The organism is Synechococcus sp. MIT S9507 (genome assembly GCF_047304715.1).
Classification (GTDB): Bacteria; Cyanobacteriota; Cyanobacteriia; order PCC-6307; family Cyanobiaceae; genus Synechococcus_C.
This window is the reverse complement of record NZ_CP138970.1, coordinates 1,627,771-1,648,466: the sequence shown is the minus strand read 5'-3', so window position 1 is coordinate 1,648,466 and position 20,696 is coordinate 1,627,771. Positions and strand designations below refer to the sequence as shown.

Below are 20,696 nucleotides of genomic sequence, written 5' to 3'. Positions count from 1 at the left end.
TCATCACGGGACGTTGATCCTATGCATGCACTCAGTCTCCACTTGTTGAGCGTTCCCCTCAGTCGATCGGGGGGAGCGCCTCGGCACATGGGAGTTGGTTGTCGGGCAGGGAAGAGATTCCGCACTGATAAGGTCGCCAAATCCGTTCAACGCACTCCGTTGCTCGACCTCACCGACTTCAAGCGCGACCTCTCCGAGCTCACTGATCGCCTGGGCAATGCTCAGGACTGTCTTTGACGTTCCTGCACTGAACGCCAGACAACAGGATCTCGAACAGCTCGCCGCCCAGCCTGACTTCTGGGATGACCAGAAGAATGCTCAGAAGCAGATGCGTCGTCTCGATGAGGTGAAGGCTCAGCTGCAGCAGTTGGCGACCTGGCAGGGAGCTGTCTCCGATGCCCAGGCCACACTTGAGCTGTATGACCTGGAGCCCGACGACGACCTGCTCGCCGAGGCGCAGGGAGGGCTTGACCAACTGCGCAGGGACCTCGACCGTTGGGAGCTGGAGCGCCTGCTCAGCGGTGAGTACGACAAGGAAGGAGCCGTGCTCTCCATCAATGCCGGAGCCGGTGGCACGGATGCCCAGGACTGGGCTCAGATGCTGCTGCGCATGTACACCCGCTGGGCCGAGGACCATGACATGAAGGTCAGCGTCGATGAGCTCAGCGAAGGGGAAGAGGCAGGAATCAAGAGCGCCACGATCGAAATCGAAGGTCGCTACGCCTATGGATACCTTCGCAACGAGAAAGGCACCCATCGCCTTGTGCGGATTTCTCCCTTCAACGCCAACGACAAGCGCCAGACAAGTTTCGCCGGTATCGAGGTGATGCCGAAACTCGAGGAGGAAGTCGACATCGACATTCCCGAGAAGGACCTGGAGGTGACCACCAGCCGCTCCGGTGGAGCCGGCGGACAGAACGTCAACAAGGTGGAGACCGCCGTTCGCATCCTGCACATTCCCACCGGGCTGGCTGTGCGCTGCACCCAGGAGCGCTCCCAGCTCCAGAACAAGGAGAAGGCCATGGCCCTGCTCAAGGCCAAGCTGCTGGTGATCGCTCAGGAACAACGGGCTGCCGAGATCGCCGACATCCGAGGCGACATTGTGGAGGCGGCCTGGGGCAATCAGATTCGCAACTACGTGTTCCACCCCTATCAGATGGTCAAGGACCTGCGCACCCAGGAGGAAACCAACGATGTGCAGGGTGTGATGAACGGAGATCTCGATCCCTTCATTCAGGCGCTGCTGCGCCAGGGTGTGGACAGCCCCGGACAGGACGAGGACAGCTGACCATGAGTTCAAAGCCCGACGGCATCGAGACGCCGAAGGACAGTGCGGCGACCGTGCCTCCGCCGAGTTTCGTTAAACAGGCCATGCGCAACATGGTTCGCAAGGGCAGCAAGAGCCTGTTCCATCTCGGCCTGACGGCCGCAGGATTCATCGGCTTCATCCTTGTGGTCGCGTGGCTGGGGAGACCGACACTGCCCCAGTGAGCCACACAACGACATTCACCATTGACCTGGCCTTCACCCCTGCCGCGCAGGAGCTGATCCAGTGCGCGGAAGGAACGGATGCTCATCAGCGCCTCAGCCAGGGGGAGCCCTGGGAAGCAACCCTGCATCTCTGGCTGCATCACCTGATCAGCGCTTGTGGCGACTCCACTCCAAACCAGCTGATGGACTGCGAAGAAATTTCTCTCGGCCTGCAGTTTGTTGATGATGCCCAGATCACTGCTTTGAACGGACGCTGGAGAGACAAGCCGAGGGCCACCGATGTGTTGTCCTTTTCAGCACTGGAAGCGGAGATGCCCCCTGACAGCAGCACCAGCATTGAGCTTGGGGACATCGTCGTCTCGGTACCGACGGCTGAACGTCAGGCTCTGGAGCAGGAGCACAGTCTGGAACGGGAGCTCTGCTGGCTGGTGAGCCATGGCCTGCTGCACCTGCTGGGATGGGACCATCCCGATGATTCGAAGCTGGAAGCCATGTTGCAATGCCAGGAGCAACTGGTTGCCATGGCCGGTATCGTTCAATCCCACGGTGAGATCAACTGTGAATCAGCAGATGAAATCACTCCGGAATCCTGACGATGGAGCTCCGTTGAGCGAGGAGATCAGCCAGCGCAGCACCCGCCGTGCCCACCGTGCTGCCCACAGAGGAGCCTGGAAAATCGCCGGCGACCTGCCATCCAGCTTCCGCTACGCAGCTCAGGGACTGGGGTATGGCTTCATCAGCCAACGCAACTTCCGCATCCAGCTGGGGGGAGGCAGCTTGGCATTCTTCCTGGGCCTTTGGCTGGGGTTGCCTGCGATCCAGTTGGCCGTTCTGGTGTTGACCGTGGCAGCCGTGCTGGTGCTTGAACTGCTCAATACCGCCATTGAATCAGTGGTCGATCTGGCCGTCGGGCGACGCTTCCACCCTCTGGCCAAGATCGCCAAGGACTGCGCAGCGGCCGCTGTGCTGGTGGCTTCCATCAGCTCGCTTGTGATCGCTCTGCTGCTGGTGCTCCCGCCCCTGCTTGTTCGTCTCGGCCTTTAGACGATGCTGCTTGTCATCGACAACTACGACAGCTTCACCTTCAACCTGGTGCAGTATTTCGGGGAGTTGGCCGCCCAGCACCCCCTTGCTCAGGACCTGCGCGTGGAACGCAACGACGCGCTCAGTCTTGCCGAGATCAGTGACCTGAGCCCAGACGCCATCCTGCTGTCTCCGGGCCCGGGAGATCCTGATCAGGCGGGGGTCTGCCTGGAAGTGCTGAAGAAGTTATCGCCGAACATTCCCACACTGGGGGTCTGCCTGGGCCATCAGGCGCTTGCACAGGCCTACGGAGGCAAGGTCGTGCGGGCTGCGCAACTGATGCATGGCAAAACCTCACCGGTGCTCCATCGAGGCGAAGGGGTCTTCGCTGGCCTGCCTCAGCCCCTCACCGCCACTCGCTATCACAGCCTGATCGCTGAACGCAGCAGCCTTCCCGCCTGCCTTGAAGTCACTGCTTGGCTTGAGGACGACACCGTGATGGGACTGCGTCACCGCGAACATCCCCATCTCCAGGGCGTGCAGTTCCATCCCGAGAGCGTGCTCACGGAAGCCGGTCACAACCTGCTGGCCAACTTCCTCAGGATTGCGGAAGGACACATTCAGCACTGCTAGCTTCCTGTGCCAGCAGGCATCCCCGATGACAGTCTTCCTGAAACACCAGGGTCCTGGCCGGGCCATCACCTCCCTGGCCGCATCCACCCTGCTGGCCGGAATCAGCAGCACATCTGTGCAGGCGGCAGGCGTTTCAATCACCAGTTACGGACACAGTGCCCTGCTGATTCGCGGCGGCGGCCAGTCGGTTCTGGTGAACCCTTTCCGGGCCGTGGGCTGCGCCACGGGTCTCGCGGAACCCCGCGTCGGCGCCAGCGTGACTCTGGCCAGCTCCGAGCTGCCGGATGAGGGGGCACGAATCGGTGGTGGCACCTACCTGTCCAAGCCGGGGTCCTATCGCGTTGGCGGCATGGACCTGGAGGGTTTTTCCGCTCCTCATGACCGAGTGGGCGGACGCCGCTTCGGTAACGCCACCATCTGGCGCTGGCAGCAGGGAGGGCTGAATTTCGCCCATCTCGGGGGTACGGCAGCGCCTCTGAGCGGCGATGACAGGGTGCTGCTGGGTCGCCCTGATGTCCTGATCATCGGCGTCGGGGGCGGAGGCAAGGTCTACAACGGTGAGGAAGCCGCTGAGGTGGTGAAACAACTGAATCCACGCCGGGTGATCCCCGTTCAATACGTCAATGGAGAGGCTCCAAGCGGCTGCGACCAGGGTGGCGTGCAGCCGTTTCTTGACGCCATGAGTGGCTCCCAGGTTCGGCAGGTCGGACCGACACTCTCCCTGCCGGGCAACCTCGGAGACAGCACAGTGATCGAGGTGATGCGCTGACGTCCGACTCAGCCGTCTAGCTGGCGGTAGCTCTCCCAGAACGTCTGCATCTGGGCGAGGGTGCCGATGCTGACACGCAGGGAGCCGTCGATCTGGGGCTTGCCGGCCATCGAACGCACCAGGATGCCGGCATCCCTCAGTTGCTGCTCCACCTGCTGGGCGGGGGAACGGGGCCATAGCAGGAGATAGTTGCCTCCATCGCAGTGGAAAACGGCACCGGATCGCGTCAGCACCGTAACCAGATAGTCACGGGCACGTAACACCTCGGCCACATAGTCGTCGGTGTACGGCTGATCGGACAATGCAGCGAAGGCAGCAGTGACAGCCAGGCTGTTCACGTCGTAGGGACCGGTGACGCGGCTGACCCGATCGACCACTCCAGCCGAACCGATGGCAAATCCCATGCGCAGGCCGGCCAAACCGGCGGTCTTGGCGAGGGAGCGCAGCACCAGCAGGTTGGTGTGCACGGCAAAGTCCACATGCGGCAGCACACTGTCACCGGTGAAGGCTTCATAGAGCTCATCAACCACCACCAGCGTGTCGGGAGCGGAAGTTGCCAGCTGCAGCACGTTTTCAGCAGAAAGCCGAGTGCCGGTGGGGTTGTTGGGATTGCAGAGCATCAGGATCTTCGGCCCGCGCTGCAGAGACGTGCGCATCGCTTCCAGCGGAAAGCGAAAACCCGGCATGTCATGGGGCACCGCCTCGATGGCCATTCCCTGCATGCCCGCACACGGCGCGTAGTAGCCAAAGGTGGGGCTGGTGGTGAGCAGGGTGTCGCCCGATGCTCCGTAGGCATGGATCACGGCATGGATCGCGGCATCCACACCGTTGAAGAGTCCCACCTGTTCGACCGACAGAGGCTGGGCCAGCCCGGCCGGCGAAGACTGCAGGTTGGCGATCACGGCCTCACGCAACCCGTCGTATTCCGGATAGACCGCGATCTGGTCAGCAGGGAAGGAGCGAATCGCCTCTGTGACCGCTGGGCTGGGGCCAATGGTGTTCTCGTTGAAATCCAGCCGCAGCAGACCCCGGCGACCCTCCAGAGGCGCGCTGTAACCGCGGAGGCGTTCCACATCCGGACGAGCTTCTGGCGAGGGAATCGGTTCAGACATGGCCATCAGCGATGAATCGAATCTCCTGGAGAGTGGTGCCGAGGCAGATCAGGTCCAGCTTGCCGTGCTCAGCGACTCGCTTCAGCCAATGGAGAGGCGAGGAACGTAACGGACATAGTGATTCGCAGCCTCCCGGAGAAGCGCAGTGTCGGCATCTCCCCACCGATGATGCAATCACTGCAGCAATCGGACTGATGACCGCCAGCTCCAGCGCAACGACTCCAGCCATCACCTCCACGTTTGCCGCCTTCGCCCAGCAGGTCGATTACTCGCTGATGCAGCAACTGCGGCCCGATCCCCAGGCCACACCGGATGGACAGGATCACCGCCCGCGGGAGGTGCGTTCCGGCCACTACGTGCCGGTGACACCCACGCCGCTTCCCAATCCCGACTACGTCGCCCACAGCCCCGAGCTGTTTGATGCGCTGGGCCTGGATGGAACCCTGGTCCACGACGGCGAGTTCCGCAGTGTCTTCTCCGGCGACCTCAGCAACATGAGCGAGCCGATGCGCCCCTATGGCTGGGCCACAGGCTATGCCCTGTCGATCTACGGCACTGAATACAACCAGCAATGTCCATTCGGCAATGGCAACGGCTACGGCGACGGGCGCGCCATTTCCGTGGTTGAAGGCATGTTCAAGGGTCAGCGCTGGGAGATGCAGTTGAAGGGCGGTGGTCCGACGCCCTATTGCCGCGGAGCAGATGGTCGTGCCGTGTTGCGGTCGAGCGTGCGTGAATTTCTGGCCCAGGAGTTCATGCATGCCCTGGGCATTCCCACGTCTCGATCCTTGACGCTCTACGTCTCCCACGACGAGAACGTTCGTCGCCCCTGGTATTCGGGCACCTCACCATCGATGGACCCCGACATCCTGGTCGACAATCCAGCTGCGATCACCACGCGCGTGGCGCCGTCATTTCTGCGGGTGGGTCAGCTGGAACTGTTCGCACGGCGCGCCCGCAGCGAAGCTCATCCCGAAGCTCATCAGGAGCTGCAGATGATCGTGCAGCATCTGATCGAACGGAACTACCGCGAGGAGATTGACGACTCCCTGCCGTTCCCGACGCAGGTGGTGCAGCTGGCGCAGTTGTTCCGGGAACGCCTGATCAGGCTCGTTGGCGACTGGATGCGGGTGGGCTACTGCCAGGGCAACTTCAACAGCGACAACTGTGCCGCCGGCGGCTTCACCCTCGACTACGGACCCTTCGGCTTCTGCGAACTGTTCGACCCCCGCTTCCAGCCCTGGACCGGCGGCGGGATTCATTTCTCCTTTTTCAATCAACCGAAAGCGGCTGAAACCAACTACCGGATGTTCTGGTCAGCGCTCAGTACGCTGATGAAGGATCATCCAGCCGAAAAGGCCGATCTTGACTTGCTGCACGAGACATTCAGCGAGGCCATGAAGGGCGAACTGGAGGCCATGTGGGCAGGCAAGCTCGGTCTGAGCAGCGTGGCCCCGGAGCTGATCGGCGATCTGCTGCAGCTGATGGTCGCGTCGAAAGCGGATTACACCATCGTTTTCCGTGAACTGACATCACTGCCGAAAGAAGTCACACCTTTGAAGCGGGGCTTTTACATGCCGAGCGATACACAGCTCGACGCGCAATGGAACGCCTGGCTAACGCGTTGGCAACAGCAGCTCAGCGGCGGTGGAGAGCCCAAACAGATCACCGCTTCGATGCAGCGCGCCAATGCCGCCATCACCTGGCGCGAATGGCTGATCGCTCCTGCCTACGAACAGGCGGCTCGCGGTGACTACAGCCTGGTGCACGAACTGCAGACGGTGTTCCGCAACCCCTACGAACCGCTCTCGCCCGAACTCGCCGCTCGCTACGACCAACTGAAACCACAGGAGTTCTTCGGTGCAGGAGGCATCTCCCACTACAGCTGCTCGTCTTGAACAAGGGTGATGGGGAGAAGCTGCGCCAGCTGGTCCTGTTCAAACCCAGCCATCACAGCGAGCAACAACAGCACTCGCGCCTTCTGCGGACTCAGCACACCAGCCGGGAGCAAGCCAAGTTCAGCATCCTGCTCACCACCATGAACCACTCCTGACCCACAACGATTGGCTCGCAGCATCAGCGGCCGCGGACCAGTCCAGGCCTCAAGAACATGACGTTCCCCGACCGACAGCTGACCGGCACCGGTGCCGGTCAACACCAGACCCGCAACACCGGCCTTGAGACATGCGGTGATCATCCACGACTCGGGCTGCACGGCTCCGTAAAGGATGGGCACCTGGGGCCATTGCTCCGGTAAAACGAGCGCAGCGAAGGGCACCTGCCGAGTACCGCTCGCCGTTGGCAGATGCACGCCTGCGTCATCCACCCAGCCCAGTGCTCCAGTGCTGGGACTGGCGAAGGCCCCCACCCCCTGGGTGGCCACCTTGGTGACATCGCGGGCGCCATGGATCTGGCCATCCATCACCACCAGCACGCCCTGCCCGCGTGCCTCGGAGCTGACTGCCACCTGCACCGCCTGGTACAGATTCAACGGGCCATCGGCACTGAGGGCCGTGGCCGGGCGCATCGCTCCCACCAGCACCACAGGCCGCGGGTCATCGATCAGCAGCTGCAGCAACCAGGCGGTTTCCTCAAGGGTATTGGTGCCATGGGTGATCACCACCCCCGCCAGGTCGGGATCAACGGCCAACGCCTCGCGGATGCGCGCCACCAATCGGCGCCAGTGATCGAACTGCAGATCAGCGCTGTCGACGTTGGCGATCTGTTCCGCCTCAATCTCAGCAAGCTGCTGCAGCTGGGGAACGGTCTGCAACAACTCCCCAGCGCCAATGGCACCCGCTGAGTAGTGACTCAACTGAGTGGACTCAGGCGCAGTCCCAGCGATGGTGCCACCGGTACCAATCAGAAGGATCCGAGGACGATGCATGCCCTGATCAATCAGGTCGAGATGGGAACACAGGAGGGCGGCTGAGCGGGGTATCTGGGGAAGGCTCACCGTAGAGGAGTGGAGCATCCAGCAACGCGCATTGGGCGTAGGGGGATTGCGGGAACCACTGATCGTCGCTCTGCACCGGCACACGGTCCTCGGCACCGCTGCGATAGGCGGCAAGATCTGAAAAAAAAGACTCCAGCAGCAGCCGTCTGGCGATCACGGGTCTGAATTGCGCCGAAGGACCCAGCAGCAACACCATCGCCAATGCCGATCCGGCCATCAACACGGTGCACTGGGTGACGCGCCGCTCGCTGAGCGTGAGAGCTGCCGAGACCTCTGGGATGAGGCGTTCGAGAGTCTGCGCCATGCAGAGCAACAGGAACGGCAGCATCATCATGCCGGCGTACACATGGAACACAAACAGATTTTTCATCACCACCACCCATAGGGCGGTGGTCCCGCCGGTACTCCAGAGCATCTGGCGCCGGCATTTCAGAGCCTGATCGGGCACGGCAGCGAGGATCAAGCCATCCGTTGAGGAGGAACGTCTTCGTTGGATGAATAGGCGCGTCAGCACAAGCACCGCCACGACCAGCAGCAGCGGCAGCATGAACTCCGTGATGTAAGTGATCAATTTGGGCAGCGCCCCCCCCAACCAACGGGTGCGCTCCAGATGCCGCTCACTAAAACCATCTCCGCTGAGGCCAAGTCGGCGCATGGCTGACTGCACCACCGAGGTGCTGGTCCAGGTGACGGCATTGAGGTGGGCTTCCCAGGCGATGTTGTAGCTGGTTGCGAGCCCTACGGTTCCGAAAGCGATCGGCACACCCAGCCACAAGCGCCCGCGAGGAACATCAAGATCCCGTTTCAGCGGCAAGACCAAGGAAAACATCAGCACCACTGCGGAACGACCACTCAGAGCAGCCAGGCACAAGGCCCACCAGTACCAGCGCAGGTCAGGCTGCGCTGAGAGAACCTTGCGAACGACAACGAGCAGCAACAGCACGTAGGCCAGCAACGCAGGCTGATCGAAGTGAAACATGTTGCGGTACTGCAGCACCACCGGCGCTGAGAGCGTGAACAGTACGGAGGCCATCGCCACCGGCCGAGAGAAATGCAGCGCGCGAAGCCACCACCAGAGCGCCAGAGCTGTGGCGACAAAAATCAGATTCATCCATTGCCGAGCGGCATAAAGCCAGGCCACCCCATCACCGGCCCAGGGTGAAAGCAGCCAACGACTCACAACCGCGAAGACGATCGGGTAGCGATTGAAATAATCAAGGTGAATGGCTCCATTCGGATGGAGCCATTCACAGGAATAACCGACGCCTCCGTTGGCAATGCTGCTGTGACGAGCGATGGCCAAGGAGTGAAGCGACACCCAGTTGAAATGGCCTTTCTGAAAAAAATCGACGATCGCCGGCTCTGAGACAAAGAGCATCACCACCAGCAGAACGGCAATGGCGGTCGGCCAGTACCGGGTTTGGAGGCTATACAGCCGTTGATCCATTACATCCGCTCCAGGGTGGCGATTCCGAGCAGACCGAGGCCGGCCTTGAGTGTGTCGGCGGTGAGACGACACAGGGACAGGCGCGATGGCAATGCGGCTGCATCAGCCTTGAGCACCGGCACCTGGTCATAGAAGCGGTTGAACACCTGGCTGAGCTCGAACAGATAACTGCAGAGCCTGTTGGGCAGAAGCTCCTCCTCCACCTCAGCGATCACCGCATCGAACTTGAGCAGCTCACGCACCAGGGCCCACTCCTGCGGCTCGCTGAACTGCAGCTGATCAGCCGCCACATCCAGATCACCACCCTTGCGGGCGATCCCCGCAATGCGCACCACCGCATACAGCAGATAGGGCGCGGTGTTGCCCTGCAACGCCAGCATGCGATCGAAGGAGAACTGGTAGTTGGTGATCCGGTTCTGGCTGAGATCGGCGTATTTCACCGCCGCCAGGCCAACGGTTCCGGCCACATGGTTGATGAAATCTTCCGGTTCACTGCGCCCTTCGTCCTTGAGGCGTGAGCGCAGGTCGACCTCAGCGCGCTCCACCGCCTCATCCAGCAGATCACGCAGACGCACGGTGTCGCCGGCACGGGTCTTGAGCTTCTTGCCGTCTTCCCCTTGCACCAATCCGAAGGGGACATGCTCCAGGCGAGCATCCCCTGGAATCCAGCCGGCCCGCTGCGCCACCTGGAACACCCCCGCAAAGTGACTGGCCTGACCGGAATCAGTCACATAGATCACCCGGCGGGCCGCATCACCCTCGGGAGCTTCAGCAAAGCGGTAGCGAATCGCCGCCAGGTCGGTGGTGGCGTAATTGAAGCCGCCATCACTTTTCTGAACGATCACCGGCAGCGGTTTGCCGTCCTTGCCGCTGACCCCCTTCAGAAAGACGCACTCCGCGCCCTCATCGGTGACCAGCAGCTCGGCCTGCTTCAGCCCATCGATCACCGCAGGCAGAAAGGGGTTGTAAAACGATTCGCCCCGTTCGCTCAGGCGGATGTCGAGCCGGTCGTAGATCTTCTGGAACTCTCGCCGCGACTGGTCACACAGAAGGCCCCAGGCCTTCAGCGACAGAGGATCGCCGCTCTGCAGCTTCACCACCTCCTCGCGGGATGTGGCCTGAAAAACCTCATCATCATCAAAGCGCTTTTTGGCCTCCCGGTAGAAGGCAACAAGATCACCGAGATCGATGGCATCGGCGGTGTCGAGCGCCTCGGGTGCGACCTGCTTGAGATGGGTGATCAGCATCCCGAACTGGGTGCCCCAGTCGCCCACATGGTTCAGCCGCAACACCGGATGGCCGCGGAACTCCAGCACCCGCGCCAGAGAGTCGCCGATGATCGTGGAGCGCAGATGGCCCACGTGCATCTCCTTGGCGATGTTGGGACTGGAGAAATCCACAATGACCGGCGCCGCGTTCTCCACGGCCGGCACCCCGAGCCGTTCATCTCCCAGCCGGGAGGCCACCTCGGCTGCCAAGCGCTCCGGACGGATCGTGAGGTTGATGAAGCCTGGGCCCGCGATCTGAGGCTCTAGGCACAGGGCTTTGAACTCGGCATCAGCCTGCAACTGCTCCACGATCGCCGCAGCGATCTGACGCGGCGCCTGCTTCAGGGGCTTCGCCAGGGGGAGGGCTCCATTGGCCTGGAAATCACCAAATTCCGGCTTGCTCGCTGCTGCCAGCTGGGGCTCCAGCAGAGCATCCACCTCCGGAAAGGCACGCTGCATCGCACCACGCAACTGGGTGTCTAGGGCCTGGGCGATGCGCAGCATGGAAAGCAGCGGTCAATGAAGTCAGCTCCTGATCATCCCCCGGCGCGGGGGTCCCCCTCGGGCTTCGATCATTCAGCGGCCACTGAACACGAGCTCGAACCTGCCCAGGCATCTGAACCCTCCGAAACAACGCAAGCGCAGCTAATGGCCTAGGCATTTATCAGTGGCAACGCACCAGTGACGACGCACCAGTGACGACGCACCAATATCAACTCAGCAGTGCCAACGCATGCATTGATGTTCCCGAAACTCAATCTCAGCCTCAGTGATTGATCCACAGAGAATCAAATAAGGAGATGCCAGCAACAAACTGTCCGACTAATGTGCAGTCTTGCACAAGGGAAGACGATTATTGAACCGCAAGATCTTCTACAACTGCATTCGAGATGATTTATTCAACGGGGTACTGAGGCAGCAGAACGTAAATGGCATGGAGGCCATCCTGAACTTCTGGGACTCTCCACCCAACCCGCCAACAGGCGCCTTCAAAACCAACTGGGACATCCGCTCCATTGGCTGGCTGGCTTACATGCTCGCGACCACGAAGCATGAGACGGCCTCCACGATGCAACCGATTGATGAATACGGAGATACCGCCTATTTCACGCGAATGTATGAAAATCGCTCTGACCTTGGCAACAACGAGCCTGGTGATGGAGCCAGATTTCATGGGCGGGGATTTGTCCAGCTCACAGGCCGAACCAACTACACGAAAATGACCGGGGTAGTGCGATCAATCTTCCCCGATGCACCCGATTTCACGGAACACCCAGATGCCGTCAAAGATGATCGCTATGCGGCAGTGATCATGTTTGACGGCATGTTCTGTGGAATTTTTACAGGATGGGCACTCAAAAACTTCATCGGAGATCCACACAAAGGGCAAATCGTGGATTACTTTCACGCCCGCAAAATCATCAACGGCCTGGACAAAGCTGATCTGATTGAACGTTATGCCAAAAAATTCTCCTCCGCACTTGATAAGGCTGGTGCGACGGCATAAATCGTTTCAAGAATGCCGAACTGCCCCTCTCAACCAGGTCCGCTTGGACGACTGGGAACCGCGATCCAGCTGATCTGGTGCTGACGCAACTTTGCTTCTGTTGCGCTCAACTCCTTTTCTTCATTGCCATCACCATAAAGAGCCAGTTCATAGAGAAGATTCATGCAGAACTTGCCTTGAAAATATCCGCCGTGGCAATCAATCTTGCTGATCTTTAAAGGGCTGGCAAGCATCAAGAGCAACGTGGCGGCGTAATTGAAAAATCTCTGCGCGGCATTGCGAGCCGTAAACGCACTCAGATAACGCCCACCATCGTCGTAGTCGGTGCAGTCGATCACATTGAGCGGGTAGCCAATCCATGGCTTGCAGCAAAAGGTTTTGTCATCGCAAAGGGTTTCCGTACGCAGCGCACCATGGAGCTCGAGATGACTCAGATCTGACACACACTTGCCGTAACCCTGGGCTCGCGTGCGCCCTTTGATGCTCAGGTTGCCGAGCCGATAGCCACCGATGCGCGTCCCCGAGGGAAACACGAAGTAATTGGCCAGAGTTGAGGCGAGCCGAAGCACCATATCGGCATCATTGACGAACAAAAAAGTCTGCTGGAAACGACGCAGGCAACTGCGCAGATAATTGGAACGCCCTGTGGTGATCGTCCAGACCGGGATGTCGGCAGCAACGAGGATTAAACGATCAAGGGTGAACAGATCACCGATCTGCGCCAACTGTTCTCGCTGTCGTTCGTTCGCTTGCTCATCGAAGGACGCTGGGCAGCTTGGACCACCAAATGGACCCGACTGGGCATTAGTCGACCAGAGGTGAGTATCCGCTTCGGGATCGAAGACATTGGTGAGCACACGGATGAGCATGGTTGTCACGAACGTGCCCATGCTGTGACCCAGGAAACTGAGGCTGATCCGCGGCTGCTTACCGCTCTGGAGATCAGCCAGATAGCTGCGATCGGGGATGACCTCCTTGACCAGGTGGTGGAGAGCTCTGACCATCTCAACGGCATCGAACACACCAAAGGTGCTGGCGCGTTCACGGTCGCGGAAGTACGTGACCATGCGCAGCAGCATCAGTGTGATTCCAATCCCCAGACACAATTGACCGATGGCAGCGAGCCAACCGCCGGCAAAGAAAGCGAGCAAGCTGCCGAGCGCGAAGAGCAACCACAGGCCCATCGGCATGGCACGGAACCAGCACAAAGGTCCTCCGGCACCAATCCGCTCGGACGGCCAGGCGTAGTGCACAAACAACACATAATCATCAGGTGGTGATTCCGTAAGCCGGCAGGCGTCGTCTCTGAACTTGCGTTCCGCCTGCTTGTATTCCTCCCTCACACTCTGCAAGGGAACGTTGTAGCCGTGGATGCGAACCACCACCCGCACACGCTGAGACTTGCCATTGCTCTGCTGCCGTTGGAAGAACTCGGAGAGATGGGTGCGCAGCTTCGCGAAGTTCTGGGCGTTGTTGTCAAAATCCGCACGAAAATCAGATTGCGTGAGAGCCAAGCGAAAGGGCCTCTCGGCCTCCAGGGGTGCGGTGCTGCAAACCAGCATGTGGCTGAAGCAGGGGTTCTGCTCTGAGGGGAAGGGCTGGTATTTGAGAAGGGCGAGTTCAGGATGCCGCGTGGTGGTTGTCATGGTGAATGGCTCTGCACGCTGATCCCCCCTGAGGTAGCCATCTCCCACGAATCAGCCGCGGAATCGAACCGCTGCCTTCCAATTCAGCAGCAGCGTTGTTGGCATCAAGGATCGCTCAAACGATTGCTCAGGCACCGATCGTTGAAGATGGTGAACCAGGACCACTGTTGATCACACACCGTGCCCCAAAGCGCAGAACCAGCAGAGCAACTCCGCAGCTTGCTGGAGCAGGACACCTGCCATCTGATGCCCTGCTGCTTTGATGCTTTATCAGCCCGGCTGGTGGAACAAGCCGGCTGCGCACTCAGCTTCATGAGTGGGTTTTCTGTGGCAGCAGCCCGAGCTGGTTTGCCTGACACGGGCTTGCTCACGGTGACGGAAATGCTCGATCAGGGCCGCTCGATCTGCGATGCCGTGTCGATCCCCGTGATCGCTGATGGTGACACCGGCCACGGCAATGCCGCCAATGTGCAGCGCACGATGCACCAGTTCGCGAAAGCGGGCTTTGCCGGAATCATGCTGGAAGATCAGGTGGCCCCCAAACGCTGCGGCCACACCGGCGTAAAAGACGTTGTCGATCGTGATTCGGCGATCGCCAGGATTCAGGCAGCTATTGATGCCCGCAACCAGGGCGCCGATCTGGTGATCGTGGCGCGTACCGATGCGCGATCGGCGTTTGCAGCAAGCCACGGTGATCAGGCCGCCCTGGAGGAAGCGCTGTGGCGCCTGAAGGCCTTTGCTGATATGGGCGCTGATGTGTTGTTTCTGGAGGCACCGCGCAGCGAGCAGGAAATGCTGAGATTCTGCGAGGAGGTGCCGGGCAGGCGCATGGCGAACATGCTGGAAGGAGGCATCACACCGTTGTTGTCGACCGAACGCCTGGGGGCAATGGGCTTTGCTTTGGCGGCCTACCCACTCACCCTGCTCTCAACGGCCGCCTTCGCGATGCGGCAGGCACTGGTTGATCTCCAAGCAGGCAAAACTCCCGAGCAGATGCTCAGCTTTGAGGAGATGAAAACACTCGTGGGGTTTGACTGCTACATGGAGAGAGCTGATCCAACCTGAATCGGCTCCCAACACAACACGGTGGACGAAGGAGAAACGGAAGGGTTGGGCTCTGTTTAGGCAACCATTGCTGCTGGATTCCGTCGTCCGAGCTCAAACGCGTCATCGACTGCCTGTGGTGTTGAGCACGGCTGAAGTGCGCGCCGTGCGGGAGCAACTGCAAGGGCCCTCAGCTCTGGTGGTGGGGGTTCCTATACGGCAGTGGGTTGCGCCTGATGGAAGCTCTTAGGCTGCGAGTGAAAGACCTTGATACCCAACGGCGGGAACTCAGCGTTCGCGATGGCAAAGGGGGGAAAGACCGCCTGACACTGTTGCCAAAAAGCCAGATTCCGGACCTTGAGCGTCATCTCACGGATGTACGTCAACTGCACCAGCGTGATCTTGAGGCCGGCTGGGGGCGGGTGCTGATGCCCTACGCCCTGGGTCGCAAATACCCCAACGCTGAACGCGAATGGGGCTGGCAGTGGGTGTTCCCGCAACAGAAGCGTTGGACTGACAAAAGCAGCGGCGAGCAGGGGAGGCATCACCTTGATCCCAGCGTGGTGCAGAAAGCGGTGAAACGCGCTATGGCTTCAGCTGGCATTACCAAGGCAGCCAGCTGCCATACCTTCCGTCATTCATTTGCAACACACCTGCTGGAACAGGGACAGGACATCCGCACGATTCAGGAACTGCTCGGCCACAAGGATGTGAGCACCACCATGATCTACACCCACGTTCTGAATTCAGGGCCCCTCGGTGTACGCAGCCCAGCCGACCTTGACTAGCAGCATTCAAACAAGCTGCGTGGATTTTTTGATCATCACTGCACCCAATTCGATAAACGCCAATTGGAGGATGCGGCGCATCACCAAATACATTTCCACTCTTAATTATTTCCTGAAAGCAAAAGTTTTAAAACATCGACACAAACATGCCAGCAGAGCCCACTGAATTCGCTTCACATATCACTCCATCAAACAGCATAGAAACCAAATGCAAAGCAATGAGCTACAGCGAAATCAGCACAGTCGAATTGAAATGATTAACGGACCCATGAACGATCGCTACAATCAGAGGAGTGTTTTTGCAGAAACTATGCAATCAAAGCGTTCTGAGCAGCGCAAGACCGATAGAGCTTCGTGGTTCACGGAAAGCGAGGCCTGCTCAGAGGTGGTTATCGGAACCGCCCAATAAATAGTTACATGCACTAGAAAGTAAAATTGAAGTTACGCAAAGGAAAGACTAAATCCATTCTTGACGCTTCTATAGATTCGGCACTTTTAGCAGTCGAAATATACAACAAGCCGAGAACAACCTTTCGCAGTGAAGGCTTCATCACCATGATGATTATGGCGTGGACAAGGCTATTTCATGCATATTTCAATTCTACAATAGGCGATCGTTACTATTACAAAAAGAAGAACGGCCGCTACAATACAGTTGATGGAGAAAAGAAAGCTTGGGAGCTTGTAACGTGTATCAAGAAATACGGCGAGTTACCGCCTGCTGTTGAGTCAAACCTTAATTTCTTTATCAAGCTTAGAAACAAAATTGAGCATCGCCACATTGAAAAAAGAGAGGTCGATACTCTTATTTTTGGAGAATGCCAATCCTTACTATTTAACTATGAAAGCCAGCTAATAGATTTCTTTGGGAGCGCATATTCAATCAATGAGGCGTTAGTCTATAGCCTTCAGTTCTCCCAAATACGGTCTCAGCAACAAGTGCAGGCAAATCGCTCTGCATTATCAAAGGATCTGTCTGAAATCGTGGCATTCATTGAAAAATATAGAAATACTCTAGACGACGATACATATAATTCTCAAGAGTACAGCATCAAGCTAATACAAATTCCCAAAATTTCTAATACTAATAGAGCTGATGCCGCTGTCGAATTTGTAAAGTGGGATTCGCTCAGTGACGAAGATAAAGACGCTTACGAAAAGCTTAATGTAATTATTAAAGATAAGACCGTAAAAATAGAGGCGGCAAACGTTGGCAGGCTAAAACCCTCAGAGGTCGTTAAAAAAGTGAATGAAGGGCTAAACGGTAAGTCTATTACTCAGAATCTGCATACAATCTTATACAAGCTATTCGAGATTAGACCTGCTAAAGGTTCAGATGAACCCTTTAATACTCAGGAAGAGTTTTGTCATTATGATGAACCTCATAACGACTATGTTTACCAAGATGCATGGGTAACGTTCCTTATCCATTTTATGCAAACTACAGAGCTAGAGCCTTCTGAATTAAGGAAAAAACAACTAAATGGAGAGAAACTGGATGTCGATCAGCACCGCATGTAACAAGCGCGTGCACCAAGGACTAAATTTCAGTTGCACCTTTTGGCATGGCTACACCACTTTATGCCAAAAGCCACAACAAAAATTTAGCCTGTGGCGCGGGCGTTAGAAGCACGAGAAGAAGCTCAGCTAAAGCGATTACGGCCATTAGGCCCCCCCACACGAGTGCTGGGTTGCTGGCATGATCCAAGACCTTTGATTTCGGAGATTTGTTGCTGAGTAGATCTTGCCGCGATCATCACCAGGCGGGCAATTTTGTGGAATAGATACCAGGCAAAAAATAACTTGATCACCAATTCGTGAGGCCGCCACATCGGGATTAAATTCATATGAAACTTGAAAGCCTTCATTGTCATATTGAATGGTTGTTCCTTCGTTTTCCGTATAGTTCTTAGGTGGAACGATCATCTGTCGGTCATGAAGCCTTGTACCGATGGCTTTGATCTTGGTTCGAGAGCAAGTCCCAACTCTCTCAGGTACGCCACTCACGATGGGTGTATTCCCATTTTTGATAAGAGAAAGCCTGAACGCACCAATCCATGGCGGATTCGAAACGTGTGTTCCAAACTCACTCAGTCCGTCAATGACCTGAGCCTGAGTGTCAAGAATGCAGAGCTTATTACTCCCGCAAGCATGGCGAGCATGCAAGGACGATAAAAGAAAGTCTTGCGCGATGGATCGACTTTCACCCTTAACTTGGCTATAACCTCGAGAAGCTATTTGATCAAGTTCAGATAACTTCTGGTCATTGCATATTGTGAATTCATCTTGATAACGTGCACGATTACAATCAAAGCTTGGGCTAAAGCTGTTAGCGCTAGCTTCTGGTGCGCCAAAAAGTTCAAATAGGCTTAGCAAGACATTCATCCAAAGTGCGATTTGAATCATGGATTTTCAGAGAAGATAATTATCATCATCTATCAATAAGGCTTTACGGCACTGGTCAAGCAACGATTGATATCAGGCTTCTGGCCCTAGAGCCGATGGATTACAGGCTGAGTTTTGGGAGCCATCGGCCCTGTGAGCGAGATCAGAATCTCCGCTGATTCAGATCATCGAGTGATCATTTGAATCCGGCAATGGTGAGTGAGTCGGAGCATGAACTCCGCTGAATTCATTCATTTGCACTTTTGAAAATGACAGACCAACGCAAGCTGACTGCACAACGGGTACGCCAGGACGCGATCGATCTCGCTGCCCGTCGTGATCACCCGCACCATCAAGCCAACGGTGACGAACAGCGCTACGAATCCGCGAACTACCCGATGAGCTTCACCAAGGGGCTTGATCACAACACAACCACTGGCTTGGTTGAGCAATCAGGAGACTTCAAGGCATTCCGTTACGCCATTGACAACGGCTTGGCCGAGGACTTCACCCGGCACATAGCGGTTCCGCGCGCTGAGCCGCGCCGTAAGTGGGAGGCCCCGACTGCTGGCACGTTCTACGAACTGCAAGGTCCTGACCCTCAAGCCGTCACCATTCCGCCCGCTCCTGATCTTTGCAGTGAAGAACTGACCTTTGAGATGGCGGAGGTTTACGAACTGGCGCTATCAGGTGATCTGCCCTTCAACGCCTTCGATGCAGGCGGTGGCTCAGCAGCACTGGCTGATTCGGCCGATCGACTCAACAGTCTTGCCTATGCCCAGGGCGGCTTCAACAGCCGTCCGCGCACCACCAACAGCAGCAATCAACTCGACCCGCAAACGATCTTTCGAGGTTCCAGTCCGGGAGTTGTTCAAGGTCCTTACCTCTCGCAATTCATGCTCATCGGCAATGCCAGTGCGAGTGAGGGCATCACGCCAGATCAAGGCTTCATCAACTTCGGTGCCCAGAGGTTCGACCAGCGTGTGCTGGAGGTGAAGTAGCAAGACGACTACATGATCAAGTGGGATGACTGGCACCGGGTTCAGCAGGGCTATGAAGTCCGAGCCGAATGTTTCGATCCCTGCAAGTCCTCGAGGCCAGGCAGGCCTTCACCGGCCAGCGGCGTTTTATCCATACACCCCGTGATCTGGCGACTTACGCCCACTTCCTTCAAATTCATCAGCAACCTCTCAGCAACCTCTCAGCAATGCTTAAGCGATTTATCAGCTTTTTATTGTCATAAATTAAGTTTTATTCAATTTTAAGCATGTCAATCAAAAAAGATGACATTGTGAACTCTATACATAGCGATGGAAGTGACGACAATTACTACGCAAGTAGTACTGGATCAGGATGTGTATTCAGGTTTCAGCAAGATCTAAGTTATTTTAAACCTAGCGATACGGATTACAAAGTCCTTCCTGGAACTTTTTTACATCAAGATCTAATTGCGCCCAATCCTTGCTACAACCTTATAGATCTTACAGATCCATCTTTATCTGATGATGACAAAAAGCTATACAAAAAGGTTCAAGAACAAGGTGTTCCGGCTGTAGGAACGCTTGCGTATAAATCAGAAAAAGTAAAGTATTTATTTAGCTGAGACAAACACATTGACCTTCATGATCTAAGTAATACTTTTGTACTTTACTCCCACGATTCAAACTCTTGTGATTCGAGGGCGATTTATCTTGAGGATGGAAATGGATGGCAAGGTCCCTGCCTCTGGTACCAGGGAAACCCACCAACTATAGATTCCAACTTAATCGGGTCTGGCGCTTGGCCAATGGGGGACCCCCGCACAAACCCACCTTCTTCAATCCATAAGACGGGCAATGGAGGAGGAACTGGATTCCATACTAGATATAGTTATGATGAAGCAAATACTAATAATAACAATTGGAAATGCGCAGTTGAATACATTGATTATAACGGACAAAGTCAACAATATGTAGACGCAAATGAACTTGTCAAGTATAAAGAATACAATCCAAAATGGAATAATAGGTACAATCTTGATGACTGGTGGGTATTTTTGCAAGCCTGGCATGAAGCAGCAAAAGCGCACCAAGACTTACAATATTGGCCTGATCAAAAGAAATTAGACTCTTTTGGTTGGGTTGACAATATTGCCGCAATGATAAGTCTCCAAAATGGCTTCTATTGGAATAGAGACAAGCTTGGATTTAAACGTGAAGACCAAACAGCTTATGAGTGGTGGGGCTGGAATGAAATTCCTTTTCAAAAAGAACGTGCCACAGACGCAGACTCCTGGGATTGCTTAGCTGTTGTATTGCCTTTAAATATTGAGCATTGGGACTATCCATATACCAATTTAAAGGATGAGCAGAGGCAGTATATCAAAAAGCAAGTACAGGCTCATCAGCATGCAGGCTTTAAATATGGAAATGGTCAGACCCCTTCTATTGCCATCTTTAAGCAGGAATGGATTGCAGATAAGTATCACTGCATCAACCTAATCTGTGAAGATGTCATCTCATATCACGATCTTTAAAAAATAAAATATCGAATTGCGGAAATCTGCTTAGCGCTAGAGGTTAGATCGTCTATGCGTTAATACCCTGGCACGCTTACACATTCTTATTGTGTAAGCTATTTTTTTTATT

Annotated in this window: 22 protein-coding genes; 16 read left to right on the top strand and 6 right to left on the bottom strand. The window is 56.5% G+C overall.

The annotated features are described in order from the left end of the window. The first annotated feature begins 45 nt into the window (after positions 1–45). The 7 genes from SIB83_RS08620 to SIB83_RS08590 all read left to right on the top strand — a co-directional run bounded on the left by SIB83_RS08620 (position 46) and on the right by SIB83_RS08590 (position 3,916). Positions 46–237 (top strand): hypothetical protein, encoded by a 192-nt coding sequence (locus SIB83_RS08620; protein ID WP_413406588.1) that lies wholly within the window; start codon positions 46–48, stop codon positions 235–237. Then, positions 160–1,288, top strand: a protein-coding gene (gene prfB / locus SIB83_RS08615; protein ID WP_413406246.1) for a peptide chain release factor 2 whose coding sequence is annotated in 2 segments (ribosomal slippage) — positions 160–234 and positions 236–1,288 — 1,128 coding nt in all. Because the reading frame shifts where the segments join, the coding sequence is not laid out codon by codon here. Before SIB83_RS08620 ends, prfB begins: the two co-directional genes overlap by 78 nt. A gap of 2 nt (positions 1,289–1,290) precedes the next feature. Further along, on the top strand, positions 1,291–1,491 hold the full coding sequence (locus tag SIB83_RS08610; RefSeq protein WP_413745576.1) for a DUF3285 domain-containing protein: 201 nt from the start codon (positions 1,291–1,293) through the stop codon (positions 1,489–1,491). After that, the gene (gene ybeY / locus SIB83_RS08605) at positions 1,488–2,084 is read left to right on the top strand and encodes an rRNA maturation RNase YbeY (RefSeq protein WP_413745575.1); all 597 of its coding nucleotides are present in this window, start codon (positions 1,488–1,490) and stop codon (positions 2,082–2,084) included. The genes SIB83_RS08610 and ybeY overlap by 4 nt, the downstream gene beginning before the upstream one ends. After that, on the top strand, positions 2,062–2,535 hold the full coding sequence (locus SIB83_RS08600) for a diacylglycerol kinase family protein (RefSeq protein ID WP_413405053.1): 474 nt from the start codon (positions 2,062–2,064) through the stop codon (positions 2,533–2,535). Before ybeY ends, SIB83_RS08600 begins: the two co-directional genes overlap by 23 nt. A gap of 3 nt (positions 2,536–2,538) precedes the next feature. Then, a complete protein-coding gene (locus tag SIB83_RS08595) occupies positions 2,539–3,147 on the top strand; it encodes an anthranilate synthase component II (RefSeq protein ID WP_413745574.1) in 609 nt (202 codons plus the stop codon). 25 nt (positions 3,148–3,172) lie between these two features. Continuing rightward, positions 3,173–3,916: an MBL fold metallo-hydrolase gene (locus SIB83_RS08590; RefSeq protein WP_413745573.1), complete on the top strand. Its 744-nt coding sequence runs from the start codon at positions 3,173–3,175 to the stop codon at positions 3,914–3,916. An 8-nt stretch (positions 3,917–3,924) separates the two neighbouring features. Here SIB83_RS08590 and SIB83_RS08585 read toward each other — a convergent pair whose 3' ends face one another. Next, entirely contained in the window at positions 3,925–5,034 is a 1,110-nt protein-coding gene (locus tag SIB83_RS08585) for a pyridoxal phosphate-dependent aminotransferase (protein WP_413745572.1), read from the bottom strand. A 188-nt stretch (positions 5,035–5,222) separates the two neighbouring features. Here SIB83_RS08585 and SIB83_RS08580 point away from each other — a divergent pair, with 188 nt between their 5' ends. Beyond that, entirely contained in the window at positions 5,223–6,926 is a 1,704-nt protein-coding gene (locus tag SIB83_RS08580; protein ID WP_413745571.1) for a protein adenylyltransferase SelO family protein, read from the top strand. On the opposite strand, the gene SIB83_RS08575 is transcribed toward SIB83_RS08580, so the two are convergent. The 3 genes from SIB83_RS08575 to argS are packed head-to-tail and all read right to left on the bottom strand — an operon-like array spanning position 6,908 to position 11,203. Next, entirely contained in the window at positions 6,908–7,915 is a 1,008-nt protein-coding gene (locus SIB83_RS08575; protein ID WP_413747338.1) for an asparaginase, read from the bottom strand. The genes SIB83_RS08580 and SIB83_RS08575 overlap by 19 nt on opposite strands. A 7-nt stretch (positions 7,916–7,922) precedes the next feature. Continuing rightward, positions 7,923–9,431, bottom strand: coding sequence for a hypothetical protein (locus SIB83_RS08570; protein WP_413745570.1), 1,509 nt, complete (start codon positions 9,429–9,431; stop codon positions 7,923–7,925). Continuing rightward, complete coding sequence (gene argS, locus SIB83_RS08565; protein WP_413405040.1) at positions 9,431–11,203, bottom strand: arginine--tRNA ligase; 1,773 nt, start codon at positions 11,201–11,203, stop codon at positions 9,431–9,433. Before argS ends, SIB83_RS08570 begins: the two co-directional genes overlap by 1 nt. Positions 11,204–11,555: 352 nt before the next feature. On the opposite strand from argS, the gene SIB83_RS08560 reads away from it, so the two are divergent. Further along, positions 11,556–12,206, top strand: coding sequence for a hypothetical protein (locus SIB83_RS08560; RefSeq protein WP_413745569.1), 651 nt, complete (start codon positions 11,556–11,558; stop codon positions 12,204–12,206). Between the two features lie 29 nt (positions 12,207–12,235). Here SIB83_RS08560 and SIB83_RS08555 read toward each other — a convergent pair whose 3' ends face one another. Further along, complete coding sequence (locus SIB83_RS08555; protein WP_413745568.1) at positions 12,236–13,852, bottom strand: hypothetical protein; 1,617 nt, start codon at positions 13,850–13,852, stop codon at positions 12,236–12,238. 180 nt (positions 13,853–14,032) lie between these two features. On the opposite strand from SIB83_RS08555, the gene SIB83_RS08550 reads away from it, so the two are divergent. From SIB83_RS08550 to SIB83_RS08535, 4 genes are all read left to right on the top strand, one after another. Beyond that, on the top strand, positions 14,033–14,917 hold the full coding sequence (locus SIB83_RS08550; RefSeq protein ID WP_413745567.1) for an isocitrate lyase/PEP mutase family protein: 885 nt from the start codon (positions 14,033–14,035) through the stop codon (positions 14,915–14,917). A gap of 67 nt (positions 14,918–14,984) precedes the next feature. Further along, positions 14,985–15,146, top strand: a complete 162-nt coding sequence (locus tag SIB83_RS08545; protein WP_413745566.1) for a hypothetical protein — start codon at positions 14,985–14,987, stop codon at positions 15,144–15,146. Continuing rightward, positions 15,133–15,684, top strand: coding sequence for an integron integrase (locus SIB83_RS08540; protein WP_413745565.1), 552 nt, complete (start codon positions 15,133–15,135; stop codon positions 15,682–15,684). Before SIB83_RS08545 ends, SIB83_RS08540 begins: the two co-directional genes overlap by 14 nt. Positions 15,685–16,119: 435 nt before the next feature. Next, entirely contained in the window at positions 16,120–17,205 is a 1,086-nt protein-coding gene (locus tag SIB83_RS08535; protein WP_413745564.1) for a DUF3644 domain-containing protein, read from the top strand. Between the two features lie 144 nt (positions 17,206–17,349). Here SIB83_RS08535 and SIB83_RS08530 read toward each other — a convergent pair whose 3' ends face one another. Then, positions 17,350–18,090 carry a lysozyme inhibitor LprI family protein gene (locus tag SIB83_RS08530; RefSeq protein ID WP_413745563.1) on the bottom strand — a complete coding sequence of 247 codons (741 nt, stop codon included), beginning with the start codon at positions 18,088–18,090 and terminating at the stop codon, positions 17,350–17,352. 248 nt (positions 18,091–18,338) lie between these two features. On the opposite strand from SIB83_RS08530, the gene SIB83_RS08525 reads away from it, so the two are divergent. From SIB83_RS08525 to SIB83_RS08515, 3 genes are all read left to right on the top strand, one after another. After that, positions 18,339–19,070, top strand: coding sequence for a hypothetical protein (locus SIB83_RS08525; protein WP_413745562.1), 732 nt, complete (start codon positions 18,339–18,341; stop codon positions 19,068–19,070). Between the two features lie 266 nt (positions 19,071–19,336). Next, entirely contained in the window at positions 19,337–19,672 is a 336-nt protein-coding gene (locus tag SIB83_RS08520) for a hypothetical protein (RefSeq protein WP_413745561.1), read from the top strand. A gap of 183 nt (positions 19,673–19,855) precedes the next feature. After that, positions 19,856–20,584 (top strand): hypothetical protein, encoded by a 729-nt coding sequence (locus SIB83_RS08515; protein ID WP_413745560.1) that lies wholly within the window; start codon positions 19,856–19,858, stop codon positions 20,582–20,584. Positions 20,585–20,696: the final 112 nt, after the last annotated feature.

Coding starts and splice junctions, on each gene's coding strand:
- SIB83_RS08610 (WP_413745576.1), top strand. CDS start 1,291: ATGAGTTCAAAGCCCGACGGCATCGAGACGCCGAAGGACAGTGCGGCG.
- SIB83_RS08585 (WP_413745572.1), bottom strand. CDS start 5,034: ATGGCCATGTCTGAACCGATTCCCTCGCCAGAAGCTCGTCCGGATGTG.
- SIB83_RS08570 (WP_413745570.1), bottom strand. CDS start 9,431: ATGGATCAACGGCTGTATAGCCTCCAAACCCGGTACTGGCCGACCGCC.
- SIB83_RS08555 (WP_413745568.1), bottom strand. CDS start 13,852: ATGACAACCACCACGCGGCATCCTGAACTCGCCCTTCTCAAATACCAG.
- SIB83_RS08525 (WP_413745562.1), top strand. CDS start 18,339: ATGACAGACCAACGCAAGCTGACTGCACAACGGGTACGCCAGGACGCG.
- SIB83_RS08590 (WP_413745573.1), top strand. CDS start 3,173: ATGACAGTCTTCCTGAAACACCAGGGTCCTGGCCGGGCCATCACCTCC.
- SIB83_RS08580 (WP_413745571.1), top strand. CDS start 5,223: ATGACCGCCAGCTCCAGCGCAACGACTCCAGCCATCACCTCCACGTTT.
- SIB83_RS08540 (WP_413745565.1), top strand. CDS start 15,133: ATGGAAGCTCTTAGGCTGCGAGTGAAAGACCTTGATACCCAACGGCGG.
- SIB83_RS08595 (WP_413745574.1), top strand. CDS start 2,539: ATGCTGCTTGTCATCGACAACTACGACAGCTTCACCTTCAACCTGGTG.
- SIB83_RS08575 (WP_413747338.1), bottom strand. CDS start 7,915: ATGCATCGTCCTCGGATCCTTCTGATTGGTACCGGTGGCACCATCGCT.
- SIB83_RS08515 (WP_413745560.1), top strand. CDS start 19,856: ATGGGGGACCCCCGCACAAACCCACCTTCTTCAATCCATAAGACGGGC.
- argS (WP_413405040.1), bottom strand. CDS start 11,203: ATGCTGCGCATCGCCCAGGCCCTAGACACCCAGTTGCGTGGTGCGATG.
- SIB83_RS08530 (WP_413745563.1), bottom strand. CDS start 18,090: ATGATTCAAATCGCACTTTGGATGAATGTCTTGCTAAGCCTATTTGAA.
- SIB83_RS08520 (WP_413745561.1), top strand. CDS start 19,337: ATGTCAATCAAAAAAGATGACATTGTGAACTCTATACATAGCGATGGA.
- SIB83_RS08600 (WP_413405053.1), top strand. CDS start 2,062: ATGAAATCACTCCGGAATCCTGACGATGGAGCTCCGTTGAGCGAGGAG.